At 67.5% G+C, this 19,078-nt stretch carries 20 protein-coding genes; 18 read left to right on the forward strand and 2 right to left on the reverse strand.

Translation table 11 applies throughout. The features are described from left to right. Positions 1–89: 89 nt before the first annotated feature. The 17 genes from prmC (at position 90) to ACI3KT_RS15255 (ending at position 16,660) form a co-directional block, all read left to right on the forward strand. Complete coding sequence (prmC, locus tag ACI3KT_RS15175) at positions 90–950, forward strand: peptide chain release factor N(5)-glutamine methyltransferase (protein ID WP_307296083.1); 861 nt, start codon at positions 90–92, stop codon at positions 948–950. Between the two features lie 41 nt (positions 951–991). Next, positions 992–1,690 (forward strand): L-threonylcarbamoyladenylate synthase, encoded by a 699-nt coding sequence (locus tag ACI3KT_RS15180; protein ID WP_404905334.1) that lies wholly within the window; start codon positions 992–994, stop codon positions 1,688–1,690. After that, positions 1,687–2,874, forward strand: a complete 1,188-nt coding sequence (locus ACI3KT_RS15185; RefSeq protein ID WP_307296086.1) for a glycosyltransferase family 4 protein — start codon at positions 1,687–1,689, stop codon at positions 2,872–2,874. The genes ACI3KT_RS15180 and ACI3KT_RS15185 overlap by 4 nt, the downstream gene beginning before the upstream one ends. Then, positions 2,874–3,380 carry a hypothetical protein gene (locus ACI3KT_RS15190; RefSeq protein WP_292904369.1) on the forward strand — a complete coding sequence of 169 codons (507 nt, stop codon included), beginning with the start codon at positions 2,874–2,876 and terminating at the stop codon, positions 3,378–3,380. Before ACI3KT_RS15185 ends, ACI3KT_RS15190 begins: the two co-directional genes overlap by 1 nt. A 147-nt stretch (positions 3,381–3,527) precedes the next feature. Then, positions 3,528–4,310, forward strand: a complete 783-nt coding sequence (gene atpB, locus ACI3KT_RS15195; RefSeq protein ID WP_292904367.1) for a F0F1 ATP synthase subunit A — start codon at positions 3,528–3,530, stop codon at positions 4,308–4,310. 46 nt (positions 4,311–4,356) lie between these two features. After that, positions 4,357–4,590: an ATP synthase F0 subunit C gene (atpE, locus tag ACI3KT_RS15200; protein WP_292904365.1), complete on the forward strand. Its 234-nt coding sequence runs from the start codon at positions 4,357–4,359 to the stop codon at positions 4,588–4,590. A 26-nt stretch (positions 4,591–4,616) separates the two neighbouring features. Beyond that, entirely contained in the window at positions 4,617–5,156 is a 540-nt protein-coding gene (locus ACI3KT_RS15205) for a F0F1 ATP synthase subunit B (RefSeq protein ID WP_292904363.1), read from the forward strand. After that, the gene (locus tag ACI3KT_RS15210) at positions 5,156–5,944 is read left to right on the forward strand and encodes a F0F1 ATP synthase subunit delta (protein ID WP_404905337.1); all 789 of its coding nucleotides are present in this window, start codon (positions 5,156–5,158) and stop codon (positions 5,942–5,944) included. Before ACI3KT_RS15205 ends, ACI3KT_RS15210 begins: the two co-directional genes overlap by 1 nt. A gap of 47 nt (positions 5,945–5,991) precedes the next feature. Beyond that, positions 5,992–7,632 carry a F0F1 ATP synthase subunit alpha gene (atpA, locus tag ACI3KT_RS15215; RefSeq protein ID WP_292904359.1) on the forward strand — a complete coding sequence of 547 codons (1,641 nt, stop codon included), beginning with the start codon at positions 5,992–5,994 and terminating at the stop codon, positions 7,630–7,632. 20 nt (positions 7,633–7,652) lie between these two features. After that, the gene (locus ACI3KT_RS15220) at positions 7,653–8,552 is read left to right on the forward strand and encodes a F0F1 ATP synthase subunit gamma (RefSeq protein WP_292904357.1); all 900 of its coding nucleotides are present in this window, start codon (positions 7,653–7,655) and stop codon (positions 8,550–8,552) included. Positions 8,553–8,573: 21 nt separating this feature from the next. Beyond that, positions 8,574–10,028, forward strand: coding sequence for a F0F1 ATP synthase subunit beta (atpD, locus tag ACI3KT_RS15225; RefSeq protein WP_105674674.1), 1,455 nt, complete (start codon positions 8,574–8,576; stop codon positions 10,026–10,028). A gap of 2 nt (positions 10,029–10,030) precedes the next feature. Continuing rightward, positions 10,031–10,291 (forward strand): F0F1 ATP synthase subunit epsilon, encoded by a 261-nt coding sequence (locus ACI3KT_RS15230; protein WP_045258871.1) that lies wholly within the window; start codon positions 10,031–10,033, stop codon positions 10,289–10,291. A 68-nt stretch (positions 10,292–10,359) separates the two neighbouring features. After that, complete coding sequence (locus ACI3KT_RS15235) at positions 10,360–11,106, forward strand: YaaA family protein (RefSeq protein ID WP_404905340.1); 747 nt, start codon at positions 10,360–10,362, stop codon at positions 11,104–11,106. A 114-nt stretch (positions 11,107–11,220) separates the two neighbouring features. Further along, a complete protein-coding gene (locus ACI3KT_RS15240) occupies positions 11,221–11,841 on the forward strand; it encodes a DUF4870 domain-containing protein (protein WP_292905704.1) in 621 nt (206 codons plus the stop codon). A 163-nt stretch (positions 11,842–12,004) separates the two neighbouring features. After that, complete coding sequence (locus ACI3KT_RS15245) at positions 12,005–12,892, forward strand: hypothetical protein (protein WP_404905342.1); 888 nt, start codon at positions 12,005–12,007, stop codon at positions 12,890–12,892. Between the two features lie 178 nt (positions 12,893–13,070). Beyond that, positions 13,071–13,868 (forward strand): PP2C family serine/threonine-protein phosphatase, encoded by a 798-nt coding sequence (locus ACI3KT_RS15250; protein WP_307296112.1) that lies wholly within the window; start codon positions 13,071–13,073, stop codon positions 13,866–13,868. Positions 13,869–13,936: 68 nt separating this feature from the next. Beyond that, on the forward strand, positions 13,937–16,660 hold the full coding sequence (locus ACI3KT_RS15255; RefSeq protein WP_404905345.1) for an FtsK/SpoIIIE domain-containing protein: 2,724 nt from the start codon (positions 13,937–13,939) through the stop codon (positions 16,658–16,660). Positions 16,661–16,667: 7 nt separating this feature from the next. Here ACI3KT_RS15255 and ACI3KT_RS15260 read toward each other — a convergent pair whose 3' ends face one another. Then, positions 16,668–17,663: an asparaginase gene (locus tag ACI3KT_RS15260; RefSeq protein WP_292905711.1), complete on the reverse strand. Its 996-nt coding sequence runs from the start codon at positions 17,661–17,663 to the stop codon at positions 16,668–16,670. 48 nt (positions 17,664–17,711) lie between these two features. Between ACI3KT_RS15260 and ACI3KT_RS15265 the strand changes: the two genes are divergently transcribed. Next, the gene (locus ACI3KT_RS15265; protein ID WP_292905713.1) at positions 17,712–18,197 is read left to right on the forward strand and encodes an OsmC family protein; all 486 of its coding nucleotides are present in this window, start codon (positions 17,712–17,714) and stop codon (positions 18,195–18,197) included. A gap of 10 nt (positions 18,198–18,207) precedes the next feature. Here the strand turns inward: ACI3KT_RS15265 and ACI3KT_RS15270 are convergent, their stop codons facing one another. Beyond that, the gene (locus ACI3KT_RS15270; protein ID WP_292905715.1) at positions 18,208–18,987 is read right to left on the reverse strand and encodes a 1-acyl-sn-glycerol-3-phosphate acyltransferase; all 780 of its coding nucleotides are present in this window, start codon (positions 18,985–18,987) and stop codon (positions 18,208–18,210) included. Positions 18,988–19,078: the final 91 nt, after the last annotated feature.

The raw sequence follows: 19,078 nt of genomic DNA on the forward strand, positions 1-19,078 counted from the left end.
TTCCAAGACGGGGTGACTGCCGCAAGCCTAGGGGAGCTTGCTTTCAGTGACGCATATGTGACGGAGCGTTGCGCTCTACGCTGGAGGACATGCCCGACACCACGATCTCCACCCTCGTGCGCGCCGCCGCACAGCGCCTGGCGGAGGCCGGCGTGCCCGACCCGCAGGTCGACGCCGAACTCCTGGCCGCTCACGTGCTCGGCATGCGCAGGGGAGAGGTGCAGTCCGCCATCATCCGCGGTGCCGTCGCCGACGACGCGGATGCGGAGGCCCTTGATTCCGCCGTCGTCCGACGAAGCGCGCGCGAGCCTCTTCAGCACATCACTGGGACTGCGCCGTTCCGTCACCTCGAGCTCGCCGTCGGGCCGGGGGTCTTCGTGCCGCGGCCCGAGACCGAGACGGTGGTGCAGTACGCGATCGACGCTCTCCTGAGCGCTGCAGACCCCGAGCCGATCGGCGTCGATCTGGGCACCGGCAGCGGAGCGATCGCGCTCGCGATGGCTACGGAGGTGCCGCACGCACGGGTGTACGCGGCGGAGCTGTCGCCTGATGCCTTCCCGTGGGCGCAGCGGAACACGGCGGGCATCGACAACCTCACGCTGGTGAACGACGATCTGGCGCACGCGTTCCGCGAGCTCGACGGCACGGCATCCGTCGTCATCTCCAACCCGCCTTATGTGCCCGATGCCGCCGTCCCTCGCGATCCCGAGGTGCGGCTGTTCGATCCTGCGATGGCGCTGTACGGGGGAGAGGACGGTCTCGACGTCGTCCGTGTCCTGAGCACTCGCGCGCTCGAGCTTCTGCGTGGTGGCGGACTGCTCGTGATCGAGCACGGCGAACTGCAGGGCGAGCAGATCCGCAGCATCCTCACCGCTGACGGCTGGCGGGCTGCCGCCACGCACCGCGATCTCACCCTCCGCGACCGGCTCACGACGGCGCTCCGACCGTGACCCGCGGTCGTCCAGAAGCTCACAGCTAGAATCGACAGGTCATGTCTTCCATCTTCGACTGCGGTGACGAAGCGCAGCTGCTCGCCGGTATGCGCCACGCGCGCCAGGCCGTCAGCCGCGGCGAGCTCATCGTCATCCCCACCGACACCGTCTACGGCGTCGCCGCCGATGCGTTCTCGCCCACGGCGGTCCAACGACTGCTCGATGCGAAGGGTCGCGGCCGCGACCAGCCGCCTCCCGTGCTGATCGGCTCGACCGACACGCTCGTCGCCCTCGCGGAGAGCGTGCCTGAGCCCGTGCAGCGTCTGATCGACGCGTTCTGGCCCGGCGGCCTCACGATCGTCCTGCCTGCTCAGCCGTCGCTGGTGTGGGACCTCGGCGAGACCAAGGGCACCGTCGCGGTGCGGATGCCCGAAGGGCGCGTCGCCCTCGAGCTGCTGGCCGAGACCGGTCCGCTCGCGGTCTCCAGCGCCAACCTCACAGGACAGCCCGCCGCGGTCTCCGCCGCTGAGGCCGAGGCGATGCTGGGCGACAGCATCGCCGTGTACCTCGACGGCGGCCCGAGCGGCGAGGGCGTCTCCTCGACCATCATCGACGCCACGTCGCTCGTCGCCCGCGGCGGAGCTGCGGACGCCGGGGAAGTGCGCATCCTGCGTCACGGCGCGGTGAGCCGCGCGCAGCTCGAGGAGATCCTCGGCGATCTGCTCGAGCCGGATCCCGAAGCGGACGGGGATTCGTGAAGCAGTACCTCTTCACGGTCATCCTCACCGCCGCGATCACCTTCGCTCTGACCGCGGTGGTGTGGCGTCTGAGTCTGCGGTTCAAGCTGTATCCCGGCATCCGCGAGCGCGATGTGCACAAGACGCCGACCCCGCGACTGGGCGGCGTCGCGATCTTCCTCGGCATCGCGGCCGCCTTCGGCGTCTCCGCCGCGAACCCGTTCTTCTCGACCATCTGGATGCCGCCGCAGGCCATGTGGTCGATCCTCGGCGCGGCCCTGCTGATCGCCGTGATCGGCGTGGTCGACGATCTGTGGGATCTCGACTGGATGATCAAGCTCGGCGCCCAGTTCCTGGCGGCCGGCATCATCACGATCGGCGGAGGGCTGCAGATCCTGTCGCTACCGTTCGGCGACATGCTCGTCTTCTCGAGCTGGCTCAGCATCACGATGACGATGTTCGCGATCGTGATCGTCATGAACGCCGTGAACTTCATCGACGGACTCGACGGTCTGGTCGCGGGCGTGTGCCTGATCGCGAACGGCGTGTTCTTCGCGTACTCGTACATCGTCACCCGCGACACGGGCGCGTCGAGCTTCTTCAACCTCTCGACGTTCCTCGCCGCGGTGCTGATCGGCGCCTGCCTCGGCTTCCTCCCGATGAACTGGAGCCCCGCGAAGATCTTCATGGGCGACTCGGGAGCGCTCGTGCTCGGTCTGCTGATGGCGACGTCGGCGATCTCGTTGACCGGGCAGCTCGACCCCTCGGTGATCGACCCCGAGCGCATCGGCCGCTCCGGGCTCCTCGGCGCGTTCATCCCGATCCTGCTGCCGCTGCTGGTCGTGCTCCTGCCTCTGCTCGACTTCGGCCTCGCCGTGCTCCGGCGTATGAGCGCGGGCAGATCGCCGTTCTCTCCCGACCGCAAGCATCTGCACCATCGGATGCTCGATCTCGGCCACCGGGATCGCGACGCCGTCCTCATCTTCTACGCGTGGACTGCCGTGATCTCGCTCGCGGTGCTGCTGATGTACGTCGGAGCGCGCGAGGACTGGCCTGGTCAGTATCTCCCCGGCGTGGGCTTCGGCGTCGTGGGCATCGCCGCCTGCCTCGTGATCACTCTCAACCCGACCCGCAGCCGCAAGAAGGCGGCGCGAGCGGCAGCTGCGAACGCCGCCGCAACCGACGAGAACACCGTGGAGCCCTGATGAGCCCGAGCCCCGTTTCCAGCACGCCGATCCTGCGGCGCACCCTGATCTGGTCGGCCGTGGCCACCGGTGTTCTCGCGGTCATCGCGGGCGGCGTCGGCTACCTCGTCGCTCAGAGCTCGGGCCTCGTCAGCGGTCTGCTCGGCGTGCTCATCGCGGCGCTGTTCCTCGCGATCACCGGCATCAGCATCCTCGTCGCGAACCGCTGGTACGGCGAGCCGCTCTACGTGCAGCTGTTCTTCGCGATCGTCCTCGGCGGGTGGCTCGTCAAGCTCGGCGTGTTCTTCCTCGTGATGGTGCTCGTGAGCGGACAGCCGTGGATCCACCCGACGGTGTTCTTGCTCTCCATCGTCGCCGGTGTTCTGATGTCGCTCGTGATCGACGTGGTCGTGCTGATGAGGATGAGACTGCCCGTCGTGAGCGACGTCTCACTGCCCACCGAGGTGCCGGAGGACCGTGCGCCCGGGGCTGCGAATCGTACTCCTGACAGCGGTCCGGCGTCTTAGGGGACCCTCAGATTCTGATAGGGTTGACATGTGCCCGCCGCTCGTCCGCGAGCGCTTGCGCTGTGAAGCACACCGACCATCGTCGCCCCGGTTCTGACCGGTGCCCCGAAGCTGGAGCCCGCGCTGTTCAATCTTGCTGCGACCCTGATGCCCCGACTCGCCTCTGACGGCGAGTTCCACGGACCGTCGATCGATGAGTTCTTCCCGGATGCCGTGTTCCAGATCGGCGACCTGGTCATCCACCGCATCCACCTCATCCAGTTCCTCGCGACGGCGATCGTCGTCCTGGTGCTCTGGCTCGGAACCCGGAAGATGCGCGTCGTCCCCGGTCGTTTCCAGAGCGTCGTCGAGATGGGTCTCGACTTCGTCCGCGTGAACATCGCGGAGGATCTGCTCGGTCGCAAGGACGGTCGTCGGTTCCTGCCGATCCTGACCACGCTCTTCTTCATGATCCTGTTCATGAACCTCACCGGAATCATCCCGTTCCTGAACATCGCCGGCACCAGCATCATCGCCGTGCCGCTGCTGCTCGCGATCATCAGCTACGTGACCTTCATCTACGCCGGCATCAAGAAGAGCCCGAAGAACTTCTTCAAGAACTCGCTGTTCCCCTCTGGCGTGCCGCCGTTCCTCTACATCATCGTCACGCCGCTCGAGATCATCTCGACCTTCATCATCCGGCCCGTGACGCTGACGCTCCGACTGCTGATGAACATGATCGTCGGGCACCTCATGCTGGTGCTGTTCTTCTCGGCGACGCAGTTCTTCGTGTTCACCCTCGGCAGCGGCTGGATCGCGCTCGGCGCAGGAACCCTCGCCTTCGGCTTCGCCTTCACCCTGTTCGAGGTCCTCGTGGCCTTCCTGCAGGCTTACGTCTTCACCATCCTCACCGCGGTCTACATCCAGCTCGCGGTCGCAGAAGAGCACTGAGCGGGTCGGCAACAACTGCCTTCCCACCCAACGAAAGGAAAAACCCGTGGACGCAACTACGGTTCTCGCTGAAATCAACGGCAACATCGCGACCGTCGGCTACGGCCTCGCAGCCATCGGCCCGGCCATCGGCGTCGGCATCGTCGTCGGCAAGACGATCGAGGGCGTCGCCCGTCAGCCCGAGCTGGCCGGTCGCCTGCAGGTCCTGATGTGGATCGGTATCGCCTTCACCGAGGCGCTCGCCTTCATCGGCATCGCGACCTACTTCATCTTCCAGTAATCCGACCCCTTCGATAAGGAGACAGGATGCTGAACGCTCTTGTCACGTCCGCAGCGGAAGAGGCGGCCCACAATCCGCTGATCCCCGCGTGGTACGACATCATCTGGTCGGGCCTCTGCTTCATCATCATCCTGATCGTGGTGTGGAAGGTCGCACTGCCCAAGATGTATGCACTGCTCGACGCGCGCTCGGCTGCAATCGAGGGCAACATCGCCAAGGCCGACGAGGCTCAGAAGCAGGCCGAGGCCGCGCTTGAGGAGTACACTCGCCAGCTTGCCGAGGCCCGCACCGAGGCCGGTGAGATCCGTGAGGCCGCCCGCGAGGACGGCAAGAAGATCGTCGCCGAGGCGAAGGATGCCGCGACCGGTGAGGCCGCACGCATCACCGCGACCGCTCACACGCAGATCGAGGCCGAGCGTCAGGCTGCTCTCGTCTCGCTGCGCACCGAGGTCGGCTCGCTCGCTCTCGACCTCGCCGGTGGCGTGGTCGGCGAGACGCTCTCCGACGACGCTCGTGCGACGGCTGTCGTCGACCGGTTCCTCGCGGACCTCGAGGCGGCCAAGTAATGGGCAGCGCGACCACTCAGGCACTCGCGGCATCCACTCAGGCGCTTGCCGCGGCGTCGGGCGTCAGCATCGACACTGCGCGGGAGCTCTTCGCCGCAGCACGCGCCGTTGGCGACTCGTCGCATCTGAGCGGCGCGCTCGCTGACCCCTCGGCACCCGTCGAGGCGCGACAGAACGTCGTCTCGACGGTGTTCGGCGGATACTCGCAGAACGCGCAGAGCGTTCTGCGGACGGTCGTCGCCGAACGCTGGTCGTCGGCCGCTGAGCTCGTCGACGGAATCGAGGAGCTCGCGATCCGCGCCACGGCGATCGCCGAACCGCAGGCCGACATCGAGGCCGACCTGTTCGGCTTCTCCCGGGTGATCGCGGCGAACCCGGAGCTGGAGCTCGCCCTGGGCAGCAGCCTCGGGGGAGCAGACGCCAGGGGCGCTCTCGTCGAGCGTCTTCTCGCCGGGGGAGTCAGCGCCGGCACGACGCTGATCGTCTCGTCGCTGGTCCGCCAGCCTCGCGAGCGTCGCATCCGCCAGCTGCTGAACCGCGCGATCAACATCGTCTCGGCTCAGCGCGGTCGCAAGGTCGCCACGGTTCACAGCGCGACGCCGCTCAGCGACGCGCAGCGCTCTCGCCTCGGGGCGGCTCTGTCGAGCCGCTACGACGGGGAGATCTCGCTGAACGTGGTCATCGACCCCACCGTGCTCGGCGGCGTGCGCGTGCAGATCGCGGATGACGTCATCGACGGCAGCATCTCCGCCCGACTCGCCGATCTTCGCCAGAAGCTCGTCGGCTAACACGACTTCGCGCGGGGAACCGCGCACCCAGATACAAAGGGAAGACAATGGCAGAACTATCGATCAGCCCCGACGTCATCCGTGACGCGCTGAAGGACTTCGCCGCAGCATACGAGCCCACCGGGGCCGCGGCGACCGAGGTCGGCACCGTCATCGACGCCGCTGATGGCATTGCGCACGTCGAAGGACTGCCCGGTGTCATGGCGAATGAGCTCGTCACCTTCGCCGACGGCACCAAGGGTCTCGCGCTGAACCTCGACGAGCACCAGATCGGCGTGGTCGTCCTCGGCGACTTCACCGGCATCCAGGCCGGCATGGAGGTGACCCGCACCGGCGAGGTCCTCTCGGTCCCCGTCGGCGACGGCTACCTCGGTCGAGTCGTCGACCCGCTCGGCAACCCGATCGACGGCCTCGGCTCGATCGCGACCGAGGGCGTCCGCGAACTCGAGCTCCAGGCCCCCGGCGTCATGCAGCGCAAGTCGGTCCACGAGCCGATGCAGACCGGCATCAAGGCCATCGACGCGATGATTCCGGTCGGCCGCGGTCAGCGTCAGCTGATCATCGGCGACCGCCAGACCGGCAAGACGGCCATCGCGATCGACACGATCATCAACCAGAAGGCCAACTGGGAGTCGGGCGACGTCAACAAGCAGGTCCGCTGCATCTACGTCGCCATCGGCCAGAAGGGCTCGACCATCGCTTCGGTGAAGGGCGCGCTCGAAGAGGCCGGCGCTCTGGAGTACACCACGATCGTGGCCGCTCCGGCATCCGACCCCGCCGGCTTCAAGTACCTGGCTCCCTACACGGGTTCCGCTATCGGCCAGCACTGGATGTACGGCGGCAAGCACGTCCTCATCATCTTCGACGACCTGTCGAAGCAGGCCGAGGCCTACCGTGCCGTCTCCCTCCTGCTGCGCCGCCCGCCGGGCCGCGAGGCCTACCCGGGCGACGTCTTCTACCTGCACTCCCGTCTGCTCGAGCGCTGCGCGAAGCTCTCCGATGAGCTCGGCGCCGGTTCCATGACGGGTCTTCCCATCATCGAGACCAAGGCGAACGACGTCTCGGCCTACATTCCGACCAACGTGATCTCGATCACCGACGGCCAGATCTTCCTGCAGTCCGACCTCTTCAACGCCAACCAGCGTCCCGCGGTCGACGTGGGTATCTCGGTGTCGCGAGTCGGCGGTGACGCTCAGGTCAAGTCGATCAAGAAGGTCTCGGGAACGTTGAAGCTCGAGCTCGCGCAGTACCGCTCGCTCGAGGCGTTCGCGATGTTCGCATCCGACCTCGACCAGGCGTCGCGTCGTCAGCTGTCGCGCGGTGCGCGTCTGACCGAGCTGCTCAAGCAGCCGCAGTACTCGCCGTACCCCGTCGAGGAGCAGGTCGTCTCGATCTGGGCCGGAACGAACGGCAAGCTCGACACCATCGAGGTCGAGGACGTCCTGCGCTTCGAGCGCGAGCTCCTGGACTACCTGCGTCGCAACACCAAGGTGCTCGACACCCTGCGTGAGACGAACGTCCTCGACGACGACACGGTCGCCGAGCTCACCGCGCAGACGGACGCCTTCATCCTGGAGTTCCAGGGCGGCAAGGGCCACGCCATCGGCGCCCCTGGTCACGAGGAGCACGCCGCAGCCGAGGCTGAGGACGTCAACCAGGAGAAGATCGTCAAGGGTCGTCGCGCGTAATCGCGCGAAGGTACTGATTCATGGGCGCTCAACTCAGGGTCTACAAGCAGAAGATCTCTTCTGCTCAGACGACCAAGAAGATCACGAAGGCGATGGAACTCATCGCGGCTTCGCGCATCCAGAAGGCGATGGCACGCGTCAAAGCGTCCAGCCCCTTCGCGCGGGCCGTGACGAGGGCCGTGTCCGCCGTCGCGACGCACTCGAACGTCGACCACCCGCTCACCCGCGAACCCGAGAACATCCGCCGCTCCGCGGTCGTGATCTTCTCGTCCGACCGGGGACTCGCAGGAGCCTTCAACTCGCAGATCCTCCGTGAGGGTCTCGAGGTTGCCGAGCTCCTGCGCGAGCAGGGCAAGGAGCCGGTGTTCTATCTGATCGGCCGCAAGGCCGTCGGGTACTTCCAGTTCCGTCGTATCAGCGCGGCCGCCGAGTGGACCGGTGACACCGACACCCCCTCGTTCCACACTGCGGAGGAGATCTCGGCCACGCTGCTCGAGGCGTTCACCCGCGGGGGAGACGCCGGCGGCGTCGACGAGATCCACCTCGTGTTCAACCGCTTCGTCAGCATGATGACGCAGGAGCCGGAGTCCGTGCGCCTGCTTCCGCTGGAGATCGCGGAGGCCGATGACTCGGAGGCCGGCAGCACCGTCTACCCGCTGTACGAGTTCGAGCCGGATGCCGAGACCGTTCTCGACGCGATCCTGCCGGTGTACATCCAGAGCCGCGTCTTCAACGCTCTTCTGCAGTCGTCCGCCGCAAAGCAGGCTGCGACGCAGAAGGCGATGAAGTCGGCCAGCGACAACGCCGACAAGCTCATCACCGACTACACCCGTCTGCGCAACAACGCGCGCCAGGCGGAGATCACGCAGCAGATCGCAGAGATCGTCGGCGGCGCCGACGCCCTCTCGTCGAGCAAATAGACCATCAGGAGAGAGACGAAAATGACCCCCACCGCTACGGCTGACAAGCCGGCGACCGCGGTCGTCGGGCGCGTCGCACGCGTCAACGGTCCGGTTGTCGACATCGAGTTCCCGCACGACTCGATCCCCGACATCTACAACGCGCTGAAGACCACGATCGTCATCGGCGAGGAGTCGACCGAGATCACCCTCGAGGTCGCTCAGCACCTGGGCGACGACCTCGTGCGCGCGATCGCCCTCAAGCCGACGGACGGCATCGTCCGCGGCCAAGAGGTCCGCGACACCGGCGAGGCCATCTCGGTCCCCGTCGGCGACGTGACCAAGGGCAAGGTCTTCAACGTGATCGGCGAGGTCCTCAACGGCGAGCCCGGTGAGACCATCGAGGTCACGGAGCGCTGGCCGATCCACCGCAAGGCCCCCAACTTCGACCAGCTCGAGTCGAAGACGACGATGTTCGAGACGGGCATCAAGTCGATCGACCTCCTCACCCCGTACGTGCAGGGTGGAAAGATCGGTCTGTTCGGTGGCGCCGGTGTCGGCAAGACCGTCCTCATCCAGGAGATGATCCAGCGCGTCGCGCAGGACCACGGTGGTGTGTCGGTGTTCGCCGGTGTCGGCGAGCGCACCCGTGAGGGCAACGACCTCATCCACGAGATGGAAGAGGCGGGCGTCTTCGACAAGACCGCCCTCGTCTTCGGCCAGATGGACGAGCCGCCGGGGACGCGTCTTCGCGTCGCGCTCTCGGCTCTGACGATGGCGGAGTACTTCCGCGACGTGCAGAAGCAGGACGTGCTGCTCTTCATCGACAACATCTTCCGCTTCACGCAGGCCGGTTCCGAGGTCTCCACGCTGCTCGGCCGCATGCCGTCGGCCGTGGGCTACCAGCCGAACCTCGCCGACGAGATGGGCCTCCTCCAGGAGCGCATCACCTCGACCCGTGGTCACTCGATCACCTCGCTGCAGGCGATCTACGTGCCGGCCGACGACTACACCGACCCGGCTCCGGCGACCACCTTCGCCCACCTCGACGCCACCACGGAGCTCTCGCGTGAGATCGCGTCGAAGGGTCTGTACCCGGCCATCGACCCGCTGACCTCGACGTCGCGCATCATGGACCCCCGCTACTTGGGCGAGGACCACTACCGCGTCGCCACCACGGTCAAGCAGATCCTCCAGAAGAACAAGGAGCTGCAGGAGATCATCGCCATCCTCGGTGTCGACGAGCTCTCCGAGGAAGACAAGATCGTCGTGGCCCGCGCCCGTCGCATCCAGCAGTTCCTCTCGCAGAACACCTACATGGCCAAGAAGTTCACGGGCGTCGAGGGTTCGACCGTGCCGCTCAAGGAGACCATCGAGTCCTTCGATGCGATCACCCGCGGTGACTTCGACCACGTCGCCGAGCAGGCCTTCTTCAACGTCGGCGGCATCTCCGACGTCGAAGAGCAGTGGGCCAAGATCCAGAAGGAGAACGCCTGACCATGGCGCTGCATGTCAGCCTCGTCTCCGCCGAGGCGGAGGTCTGGACGGGAGAGGCGAGTCTCGTGGTCGCCAAGACCGTCGAGGGTGAGATCGGCTTCATGACCGGCCACGAGCCGGTGCTGGCGATCCTCGCAGAGGGCCAGGTCCGCATCACCCAGGAAGACGGCACCAAGGTGCTGGCCAACGCGCAGGACGGATTCCTCTCCATGGAGGGGAACAACCTGACGATCGTGGCCGGCAACGCGGCTCTCATCGCCTGATCGAATCTCAGTCCGAAGCGCAAGGCTCCTCACGGCGCCTTGCGCTTCGGCGTGTCCCCGGAGGCTCCATGAAGATCCTGCTCCCTCCCTCCGAGACGAAGCATCCCGGCGGCGCCGGCGCGCCGCTCGTCGTCGACGAGCTGGCACTGTCCGGCCTCGCCGCCGAGCGACAGGCCGTCATCGACGCCCTTGTCGATCTCTCGGCGGACGAGGACACGGCACGCAGGGTGCTTGGTCTCAGCGCCCGGCAGGCAGGGGAGGTGGAGCACAATCGGATGCTGCGCACCGCCGCCACGATGCCCGCGGCGGATCGCTACACCGGCGTGCTGTACGACGCGCTGGATGCCGCGTCCCTGTCTCCGGCCTCGCGCCGCTGGCTGGGCTCGCACGTGTGGATCCATTCTGCTCCGTTCGGCCCCGTCGGCGCGCTCGACACCATCCCCGCCTATCGGCTCTCGGCCGGGACATCCCTGCCCGGGCTGAAGGCGCTGCGCCGTCACTGGGCGGAGGCGACGACCGCCGCGATCGGGGTGGAGGCGCCGTCCTTCGTACTCGATCTCCGGAGCGAGGCGTATGTCGCGCTCGGGCCCGTTCCCGCATCGGTCCCCTCCGCCTATGTCCGTGTCGTCACCTCGCAGGGCCGGGCGCTGAACCACTTCAACAAGAAGTCCAAAGGTCTGCTCGTGCGTGCACTCGCACAGCAGCGACCGCGGTTCGGGACGTTGAGAGGGTTGCGCACCTGGGCGGCGGCGAACGACTTCCAGTTCCGCGATGCCGATGAACGAGGCGTTCTTGAGCTCGTCGTCGACGAATGACCCTGTGTAACGCGAAGGTAAACGCTTCGCGCGGCGTCGTTGCCAGCACTTTGGCTGTGTGGGAGAGTAGTGGGTGCTCGGCCCGGGCACGGGCCGCACTAGGAGGGAATTCCCATGTCTAACGATGCAACCGGTCCCGCGGAGCCGAACAGCGGTGATCAGACCGGCGCGGCGAACGTGCCGCCGGCACCCCCCGCAGCACCGCAGTCTGCCCCGTCTGCTCCTGTTCCGCCCGCTTCCGCTCCGGCTCCGGGTCAGCCTGCTCCCGGCCAGCCCGCACCGGGCTACGGCCAGCCGGCGTACGGCCAGCCCGCTCCCGGGTACGGCCAGCCGCCCCAGGGCGCTCCGGCACCCGGCTACGGCGCACCGGCCGGGGCCCCCTACGGTGCCCAGCCCGCGTACGGCGCTCCTGTTCAGCCCAACATCACCATCAACCTCTGGCTGTCGGTGTTCTTCGGCTGGATCCCCGCGCTGATCTTCTTCCTGATCGAGAAGGACAAGGTCGCCCCGAACTACCAGCGTGCGAATGCGGCGAACCTGAACTTCCAGATCGTCCTCGCGATCGCCTATGCGGCGTGCGTCGTGCTGAGCTTCGTGATCATCGGCGCGTTCCTGCTGCCGCTCGTCAGCCTCGCGCAGCTGATCATCGGCATCATCCACGCCATCAACGTGCCGCCGCAGCTCGCGGCCGGCCAGGAGGGCAAGTTCTACCTGGCTCCGAACTGGATCAAGTAGAGCAAATCCGAGAAGGGCCTTCGACCGAGTGTCGGAGGCCTTTCTCGTTCCCGGGCCACGCTTGCGGTCGGCGGAGCGACCGCCGCTAACATGGCCAGTGCGGAGCGCACGCTTCGCCGCGGAGGCGAGAGCCGCCTCCCGAGACCAGAGAAAAGCGAGTCTCATGGGATACGACGGATACGAGAGCGGTTTCTACGCGTTCCTCGGCATCTACATCACCATCCTCCTCGTCGGCAGCGTGATCGGCTACGTGGTCGGCTCGTTCCTGATGATGAAGATCTTCGACAAGGCCGGCGTCACCGACAGATGGCGCGCGTGGGTCCCCGTCTACAACACGATGATCTTCATGAAGCTCGGAGACATCAGCCCCTGGCTTCTGCTGTACTGCATGGGCGGAGCGATCCTGTTGAGCTGGATCGGCGTCGGTCTGCTCTTCGTGATCGGGATGCAGGTGCTCCTCATCCTGGCCGCGTGGCGCGTCGGCCTGAAGCTGCAGAAGGACTCGGTGTGGGTCGTCCTCTACATCTTCCTGCCCGTCGTCTGGATGGCGATCGTCGCCTTCGACGGGTCACGCTGGAACCCGAACATCGTGCCCGCGTCATGGGCGGGCAACGGCTTCTTCGCAGACCGCACGGTCTGGCAGGGCGTTCCCGTGCAGCCCGGGGCGGCTCCGCAGGGCTATGGGGCGCCTCAGGGTTACGGCGCTCCTCAGGGTTATGGCGCTCCTCAGGGTTACGCGCAGCCAGGCAATGGCGCTCCTCAGGGCTATGGTGCTCCTGTCCCGCCGGCGCCGCAGGGTTACGGCGCTCCGCAGGGGTATGGGCAGCCAGGCTACGGCGCCCCGGTCCCGCCGTCGCAGCCAGGATACGGTCAGCCTGCGGCGCCTCAGCCGCCGGTGTTCCCGTCTGCGGCACCGCAGCCACCGGCTGCTCCGCCTGCGGCACCTCAGCTGCCGGCTGCGCCACCCGCGGCACCGCAGCCACCGGCCGCTCCGCCCGCGGCACCGCAGCCACCGGTGCCGCCGGCCGACCCGATGCAGCCTCCGGTCTGAGAGCTGACTGCGCGGAGCCCTTGACGTCGGTCGAGGGCTCCGCGCAGTCACATGCATCCTCCCGTGCGCGATAACGTGGGAGACATGGTCATCACGCCAACGAGGGATCGGGAGTCCACTACGATGTGTCTGTATCCTGAGGCCCCCCGAATCGCCGCAGGCAGTTCGGAGGCGGCACGTGGCTGAGACGACGACGAAGACGCACGGCATCACTGCTGGGCCGAAGCGATTCCGGTTGTCTTGGGCCGGCGTCACCGATGTAGGCCTGCGTCGTGACACCAACCAGGATTCCTTCTTCGCGGAGTATCCGTTGTTCATCGTCGCGGATGGCATGGGCGGGCACGCGGGAGGCGAGATCGCCAGCCAGCGCACGATCGCTCGTCTCGAGGCGCTGCTGGATGGGGGTGAGGTGAGCCGGGAGCGGATCGAGAGTGCGCTCGAACTGGTCGTGGGCGACATCGCCGCTCACCCGGAGACGACCGATGAGGGCACCGGCACCACCCTGACGGGAGTGTTCCTCGAGTCAGAGGGTGACGACGCGCACTGGGTGGCGCTCAATATCGGGGATTCACGCGTCTACCTTCTCCGCGACGATCGCCTGGTCCAGGTGACCACCGATCATTCGGTCGTTCAGGAACTGATCGCCGCCGGAAAGATCAGCCCCGATGAGGCCGAGGGGCATCCCTACAGCAACGTGATCACGCGAGCCGTCGGAGCCAGCGAGCTCACGGCCCCTGACTACGTGACCATCGACGTGCGCGACGGCGACCGCTTCGTGATCTGCTCCGACGGGTTGACGAAAGAGCTGACCGATTACGGTATCCAGCACTTCCTGAAGGAGAACGCCGACCCCGGCGCCGCGGTGGACGCGATGCTGGCCGCCGCGTTGGAGAACGGCGGCAGAGACAACGTGACGCTTGTGATCGTGCAGGTCGACGACGACTCTTCCTCCACAGACGCGCCTTCTGAGCAATAGCGAGTGATCTCCGGCGAACGCTGGGGATAACGCCGACATCGTGGTGCACGATGGTGTGCACTGTGGGTATGGACTCCCTGACGATCGCGATTCCCGCCGCGCCCGCCGAAGCGAAGCGCCCGCCGATGCCCTTCATGGCTGCGCTCGTCCCCGTCGCCGGCGGCGTGGTGATGTGGCTGGTGACCGGCTCGCTGTTCGCCCTGTGCTTCGCCGCCCTCGGCCCGCTGATGATCGCGGCCTCGCTGATCGACGGCGCAAGGGCCCGTAGGAGGGCGCGGCGCATCGCCGAGATCGAGAACCAGGCGGCGTGGGAGCGAGCTGAGGACGAGCTCGTGCGCAGACACGATGAAGAACGAGCGCTGCAGGACCTGAGGTGTCCCGATGCGGCGTCCGCGATGCGGCGACCGCCGCTGCGCGGCCCCGAGGGAGCGGATGCCGCCACTCTCCTCGTCGTGGGCCGAGGCGGAGCACGCAGCGAGATCCGGTCGTCCGGCGGTGATGACGATCGCGCGAGAGCGTTTCAGAAGCGCTGCGGTCGTCTCGACGACTCGCCCATCGCCGTCCCCCTCGGAGGGGGCGTGTGTCTGCGTGGTCCCGAGCCCCTGGTTCTGGCGGTCATGCGAGGACTCGTCGTGCAGCTCTGCCTGCGGTTCAGCGCGGCGCAGGTCGCGATCGTCGGAGAGCGCATGCACGAGTGGGGCATCGGTGGATTCGGAGCCTCGTCGCGAAGGGAGGCGCTGCGCGTCGGCGTCGCGCGGATCGGTGAGCCGAGGCCGCAGGCCGAGTCGGTGATCTGGATCGGCACGGCGACCGACGAGGTGCCGGAGGGCGTGACGACCGTCCTGGATGTCGTCGAGCCGAGACGGGCGTCGCTGCGGACTCCGCACGGGATCGCCGAAGTCTCCGCAGAGGGAGTGTCGGTCGCGCAGACGGCGGCGATCTCGGCGACGAGGGCCGAGGGGCAGGATGACATCGATGTGCTGCCGACAGCTGTCGCGCTGAGCGATCTCGCACAGCACGCCGGGTCGAGCGGGCTGCCCGCGACCATCGGACGGAACGAGCGCGACGAGGTGGTCGTCGACATCGTCGAAGACGGCCCGCACGCGATCGTCACGGGGACCACCGGCACGGGCAAGAGCGAACTGCTGGTGTCTTGGGTGGCAGCGATGGCCTCGGCGCACGGTCCCGAACGTGTTCTTTTCGTGCTCGCGGATTTCAAAGGAGGCACGGCGTTCGAGCCGCTGCGCGAGCTCCCGCAGGTCGCGGCCGTGATCACCGACCTCGACGAGGCGGGTGCGCGACGGGGGGTCTCGAGCCTCACGGCCGAATTGCGTCGGCGTGAGAGCGCGTTGGCCTCCGCGGGGGTTCGCGATGTGCGCGACTCTGACATGCCGAGGCTGGTGATCGTCGTGGACGAGTTCGCGGCGCTGCTCCAGGAGCATGCTGATCTCGGCGCGGTGTTCACCGATATCGCGGCCCGCGGGCGGGCGCTCGGCATGCACCTCGTGATCGGCACGCAGCGGGCCTCCGGAGTGATCCGCGACGCGCTTGCCGCTAACTGCCCCCTCCGCGTGAGTCTGCGTGTCGGCGATCCCTCAGACAGCCGGCTCGTGATCGGCACGGACGCGGCGGCCGAACTGCCCGGTGGTGCGGCGTCGCGAGGTCTGGCTCTCGTACGGCGTCCCCAGGACGCTGAGCCGATCGCCATGCGTGTGGCGCTGACCAGGGCCGCGGATCTGCGTGCTGCCGCGGTGACCTGGGCGGACGCAGAAGCAGCGCAGAGCCCGTGGCTGCCCGCATTGCGGCCTCTCGTCAGGCTCGCGGAGCTGCCTGCGCCGCCGCCCGGGAATCTGGTCCTCGGTCAAGCGGATGAACCTGAGCGGCAGCGACAGCCGGTGCAGACTCTGCGGGTGGGTGTCGAACGGGGGCTCGCGGTCCTCGGCGGCTCCGGTTCAGGGCGTACCTCGCTGCTTCGGTTGATTCGGCATCAGCATCCTTCGGCGCTCTGGCTTCCTGCGGACGTCGAGGCCGCGTGGGACGTCGTCGCGGATCTTTCCGACCGACGTACGACGGCGCCGGATCTCATCCTGTGCGACGATCTCGACGCTCTGCTTGCGGACCTGCCGCCGGAGCACGCGCAGGTGTTCGCGCAGCGGTGGGAGCAGATTCTCCGCGCCGGCGCGGAGACCACGTTCGTGCTGACCGCGACCAGAGCATCGGGTGCAGTGGGACGGCTGATGGATGCTCTGCCGAGACGTGCCCTGCTGCGGATGCCGAGCCGTGTGGAGCACTTGGCCGCGGGCGGAGAATCGGCGACGTTCGATCGAGACAGAGCCCCGGGGCGTGCGACGCTGGGGGAGCGTGACGTCCAGATCGCCTGGGTCGACGAAGAGGGCTTTCCGAGCAGTCCGGCCCCGCATCCGATGCGTTGGACGCCGTCGGCGCAGTTCACCGCCGTCGTCACATCGGGCCCCCACGCCGTGGCACGGGCGATGCAGGAGGCGCATCCGGGGTGCGAGGTCGTGCTCGCCCCGCTGGAGCCGTCGGACTCGGCACGACCGGCGATCCTCGTCGCGGACTCCGACACCTGGCAGCGCAACTGGCAGATCTGGCAACGGATCAGAGCGCACGGCGAAGTACTGATCCGGGCAGAGAATCCGGCAGACCTGCGGCAACTCGCGGGCGTCCGCGAAACTCCGCCCTTCGCACATCTGCACGCGGGCCGGGCATGGTCGCTGCGTGACGCCGAACAGCCGCAGCGTGTCGTGCTTCCCGAGTTGATGTCGCGGTGAGCGATCCTCAGAGGAGCGGGCTCACCCGGATCGCGCCAACCTCTGCGGCTCCACCGCGTACGACCAGCGGAAGCTCAGCGGCGAGAGAGTCCACCTCGGCACTGGTCAGGGCGCCCGCGCGGGAGAGCAGGGTCGCGGCGACCAGAGTGCCGATACGCGTCGAGCCGTCGAGGGTCTTGAGCACGACGGTGGTCCCGTTGGGGGCGACCATCACCATGACGCCCTCCGCTCCGTACTTGGCGAACACGCCGAGCTTCTCGATCGCGACCGTGTCGGGCCGTCCGGGCCCTTCGATAGTCCACGGGCTCTCGCGAACAGCGCGGACGAGGGATCCGGCCACCCTGTGCAGCGCGAAGGGCGAGCGCTCCGACGCGCTGCCGATGCGATGGATCGCCCGAGCGAGACCGGTCAAGGTGATCGCGTGCACGGGGGCGCCGCACCCGTCGATGGCGGTGTGCGCGACCTTCTCTCCGCTGAGACGCTCGACGACTTCGCGGATGTGCAGCTGCAGAGGGTGCGAAGGGTCGAGATAGCCGTCGGTCGGCCAGCCCGTCGCGACACAGGCGCGCAGCATCGCTGCGTGCTTGCCGGAGCAGCCCATGCGGATGCGGGTCGGAACCCCATGCTCGCGAACGAGCTCGTCGCGTGTGGCCGAATCGGTCGGCCATGACACCGGGCACCCCAGGTCGTCCTCGTTCAGACCTCCCTGGGTGAGGATGTCGCGGACCACCGCGGCGTGCCGGTCGGTGCCGACGTGGCTCGCGGTCGCGATCGCGAGCTGCTCGCCCTCGAGCGGAGCCCCTGCGGTGATGCAGGCGACGGCCTGCAGCGGCTTGAGGCTGGAGCGGGGGAGGATCAGGGCGTCCGCATTCCCGTGGCGGGCGACCACCTCTCCATCGGGGGAGAGGACGACGGCGGCCCCCGCATGGCGGGATTCGACGAATCCGCTCCGTTCGACGACCGCGAGTTCAACAGCATCCTGAATGGTGAAAGTCTCCAGCACCTGCCAAGACTACCCGGCGTGATCGGACGCCGGTGGCAGACTGGGGGGATGGCAGACACCGCTCTCGGAGAGCACCGCTACGCACTCACCTCGACCTGGACCGGGAACACGGGCACCGGCACGAGCGGATATCGCGACTATCGCCGAGACGTCACGCTCGAAGTCCAGGGCAAACCAGACATCCTGGCGTCCAGCGACAAGCCGTTCCGCGGGGATCCGTCCAGATGGAACCCGGAGGACCTGCTGCTCGCGTCCCTCTCGGAGTGTCATCTGCTGTCCTACCTGCACGCCTGTGTGACCGCGGGAGTGGTCGTCGTCTCTTATCGCGACACGGCGTCCGGCCTGATGCGCGAGGACGGACGCGGGGGAGGAGCCTTCGTCGAGGTGATGCTGCGACCGGAGGTCGTGGTCTCCGAGGAATCGATGATCGAGGCAGCCGAGAGAGCGCACGCCCAGGCCAACGAATGGTGCTTCATCGCGAACTCGATGAACTTCCCCGTGCGGCACGAGGCGACGGTCACCGCCGCCTCGTGAGTGGGTCTCGCTACCGCCGCTCGTGCGGAAGAGCCTGCCTGATCTTCTCGATCGTGCCCTGGGCCGGGGCCTCGTTGTAGGCGCCGGCGAGCTCCTGGCCGGAGAGCGCGTGGATGGCGGCCATGATCTCGTCAGTGGCGAGACGTCGTGCCTTGCCGCTCGTGGCGGGACCGTGAGGTGCGAGATCGAGCGGCGCACCGAACTTCACGGTGATGCGCTCCGAGAGCGTCGGCATCTTCGCGCCCACTGGCATCACCTTGTCTGTGCCGATCAGGCCGACCGGAACCACCGGGGCGCCGGTCTGCAGGGCCAGGAAGGCGACACCGGTGCGGCCCTTGTAGAGTCGCCCGTCCGTCGAGCGCGTGCCCTCGGGGTAGAGCGCGACCGCGAGGCCCTCGTCGAGCAGCTGGCGCTGGAGGTCGAGCGCGTCGAGAGCCGCCTGGCCAGCTCCGCGCCGGACGGGGATCGCGCCGATGGCTTCGAAGAACGTCTTGCTCATCCAGCCTTTGGCGCCGGTGCCCTCGAAGTAGCTCGACTTCGCGAGGAAGTGCACAGGGCGAGGCGCGGCGACAGGGATGGCTATCGAGTCGATGAACGACAGATGGTTGCTCGCGAAGATCACAGGCCCGTCGAGCGGAACGAGATCCCGACCCTCGATCCGGGGCCGGTAGACCAGGCGGGCGAGCGGGCTGATCAGACTGCGTCCGAGAGTGTAGGTGAACCCCGCGTGGCGCGGCTTCGCGGTCTCTGCAGGCGACGGCTCGGGCTCCACGGACTGCTCAGAGGTCATTCGGAAAGGGTACTCCGCAACGCATGCCTTTACGGGAATGCGAGCGGGCAGTCGTGCCGTTCAGCGCGAACCAAGGCGGATGCGAGAGGAT

Origin of the sequence: Microbacterium sp. ZW T6_19 (genome assembly GCF_044987465.1) — a bacterium.
In the GTDB taxonomy this organism is placed as follows: domain Bacteria; phylum Actinomycetota; class Actinomycetes; order Actinomycetales; family Microbacteriaceae; genus Microbacterium; species Microbacterium natoriense_A.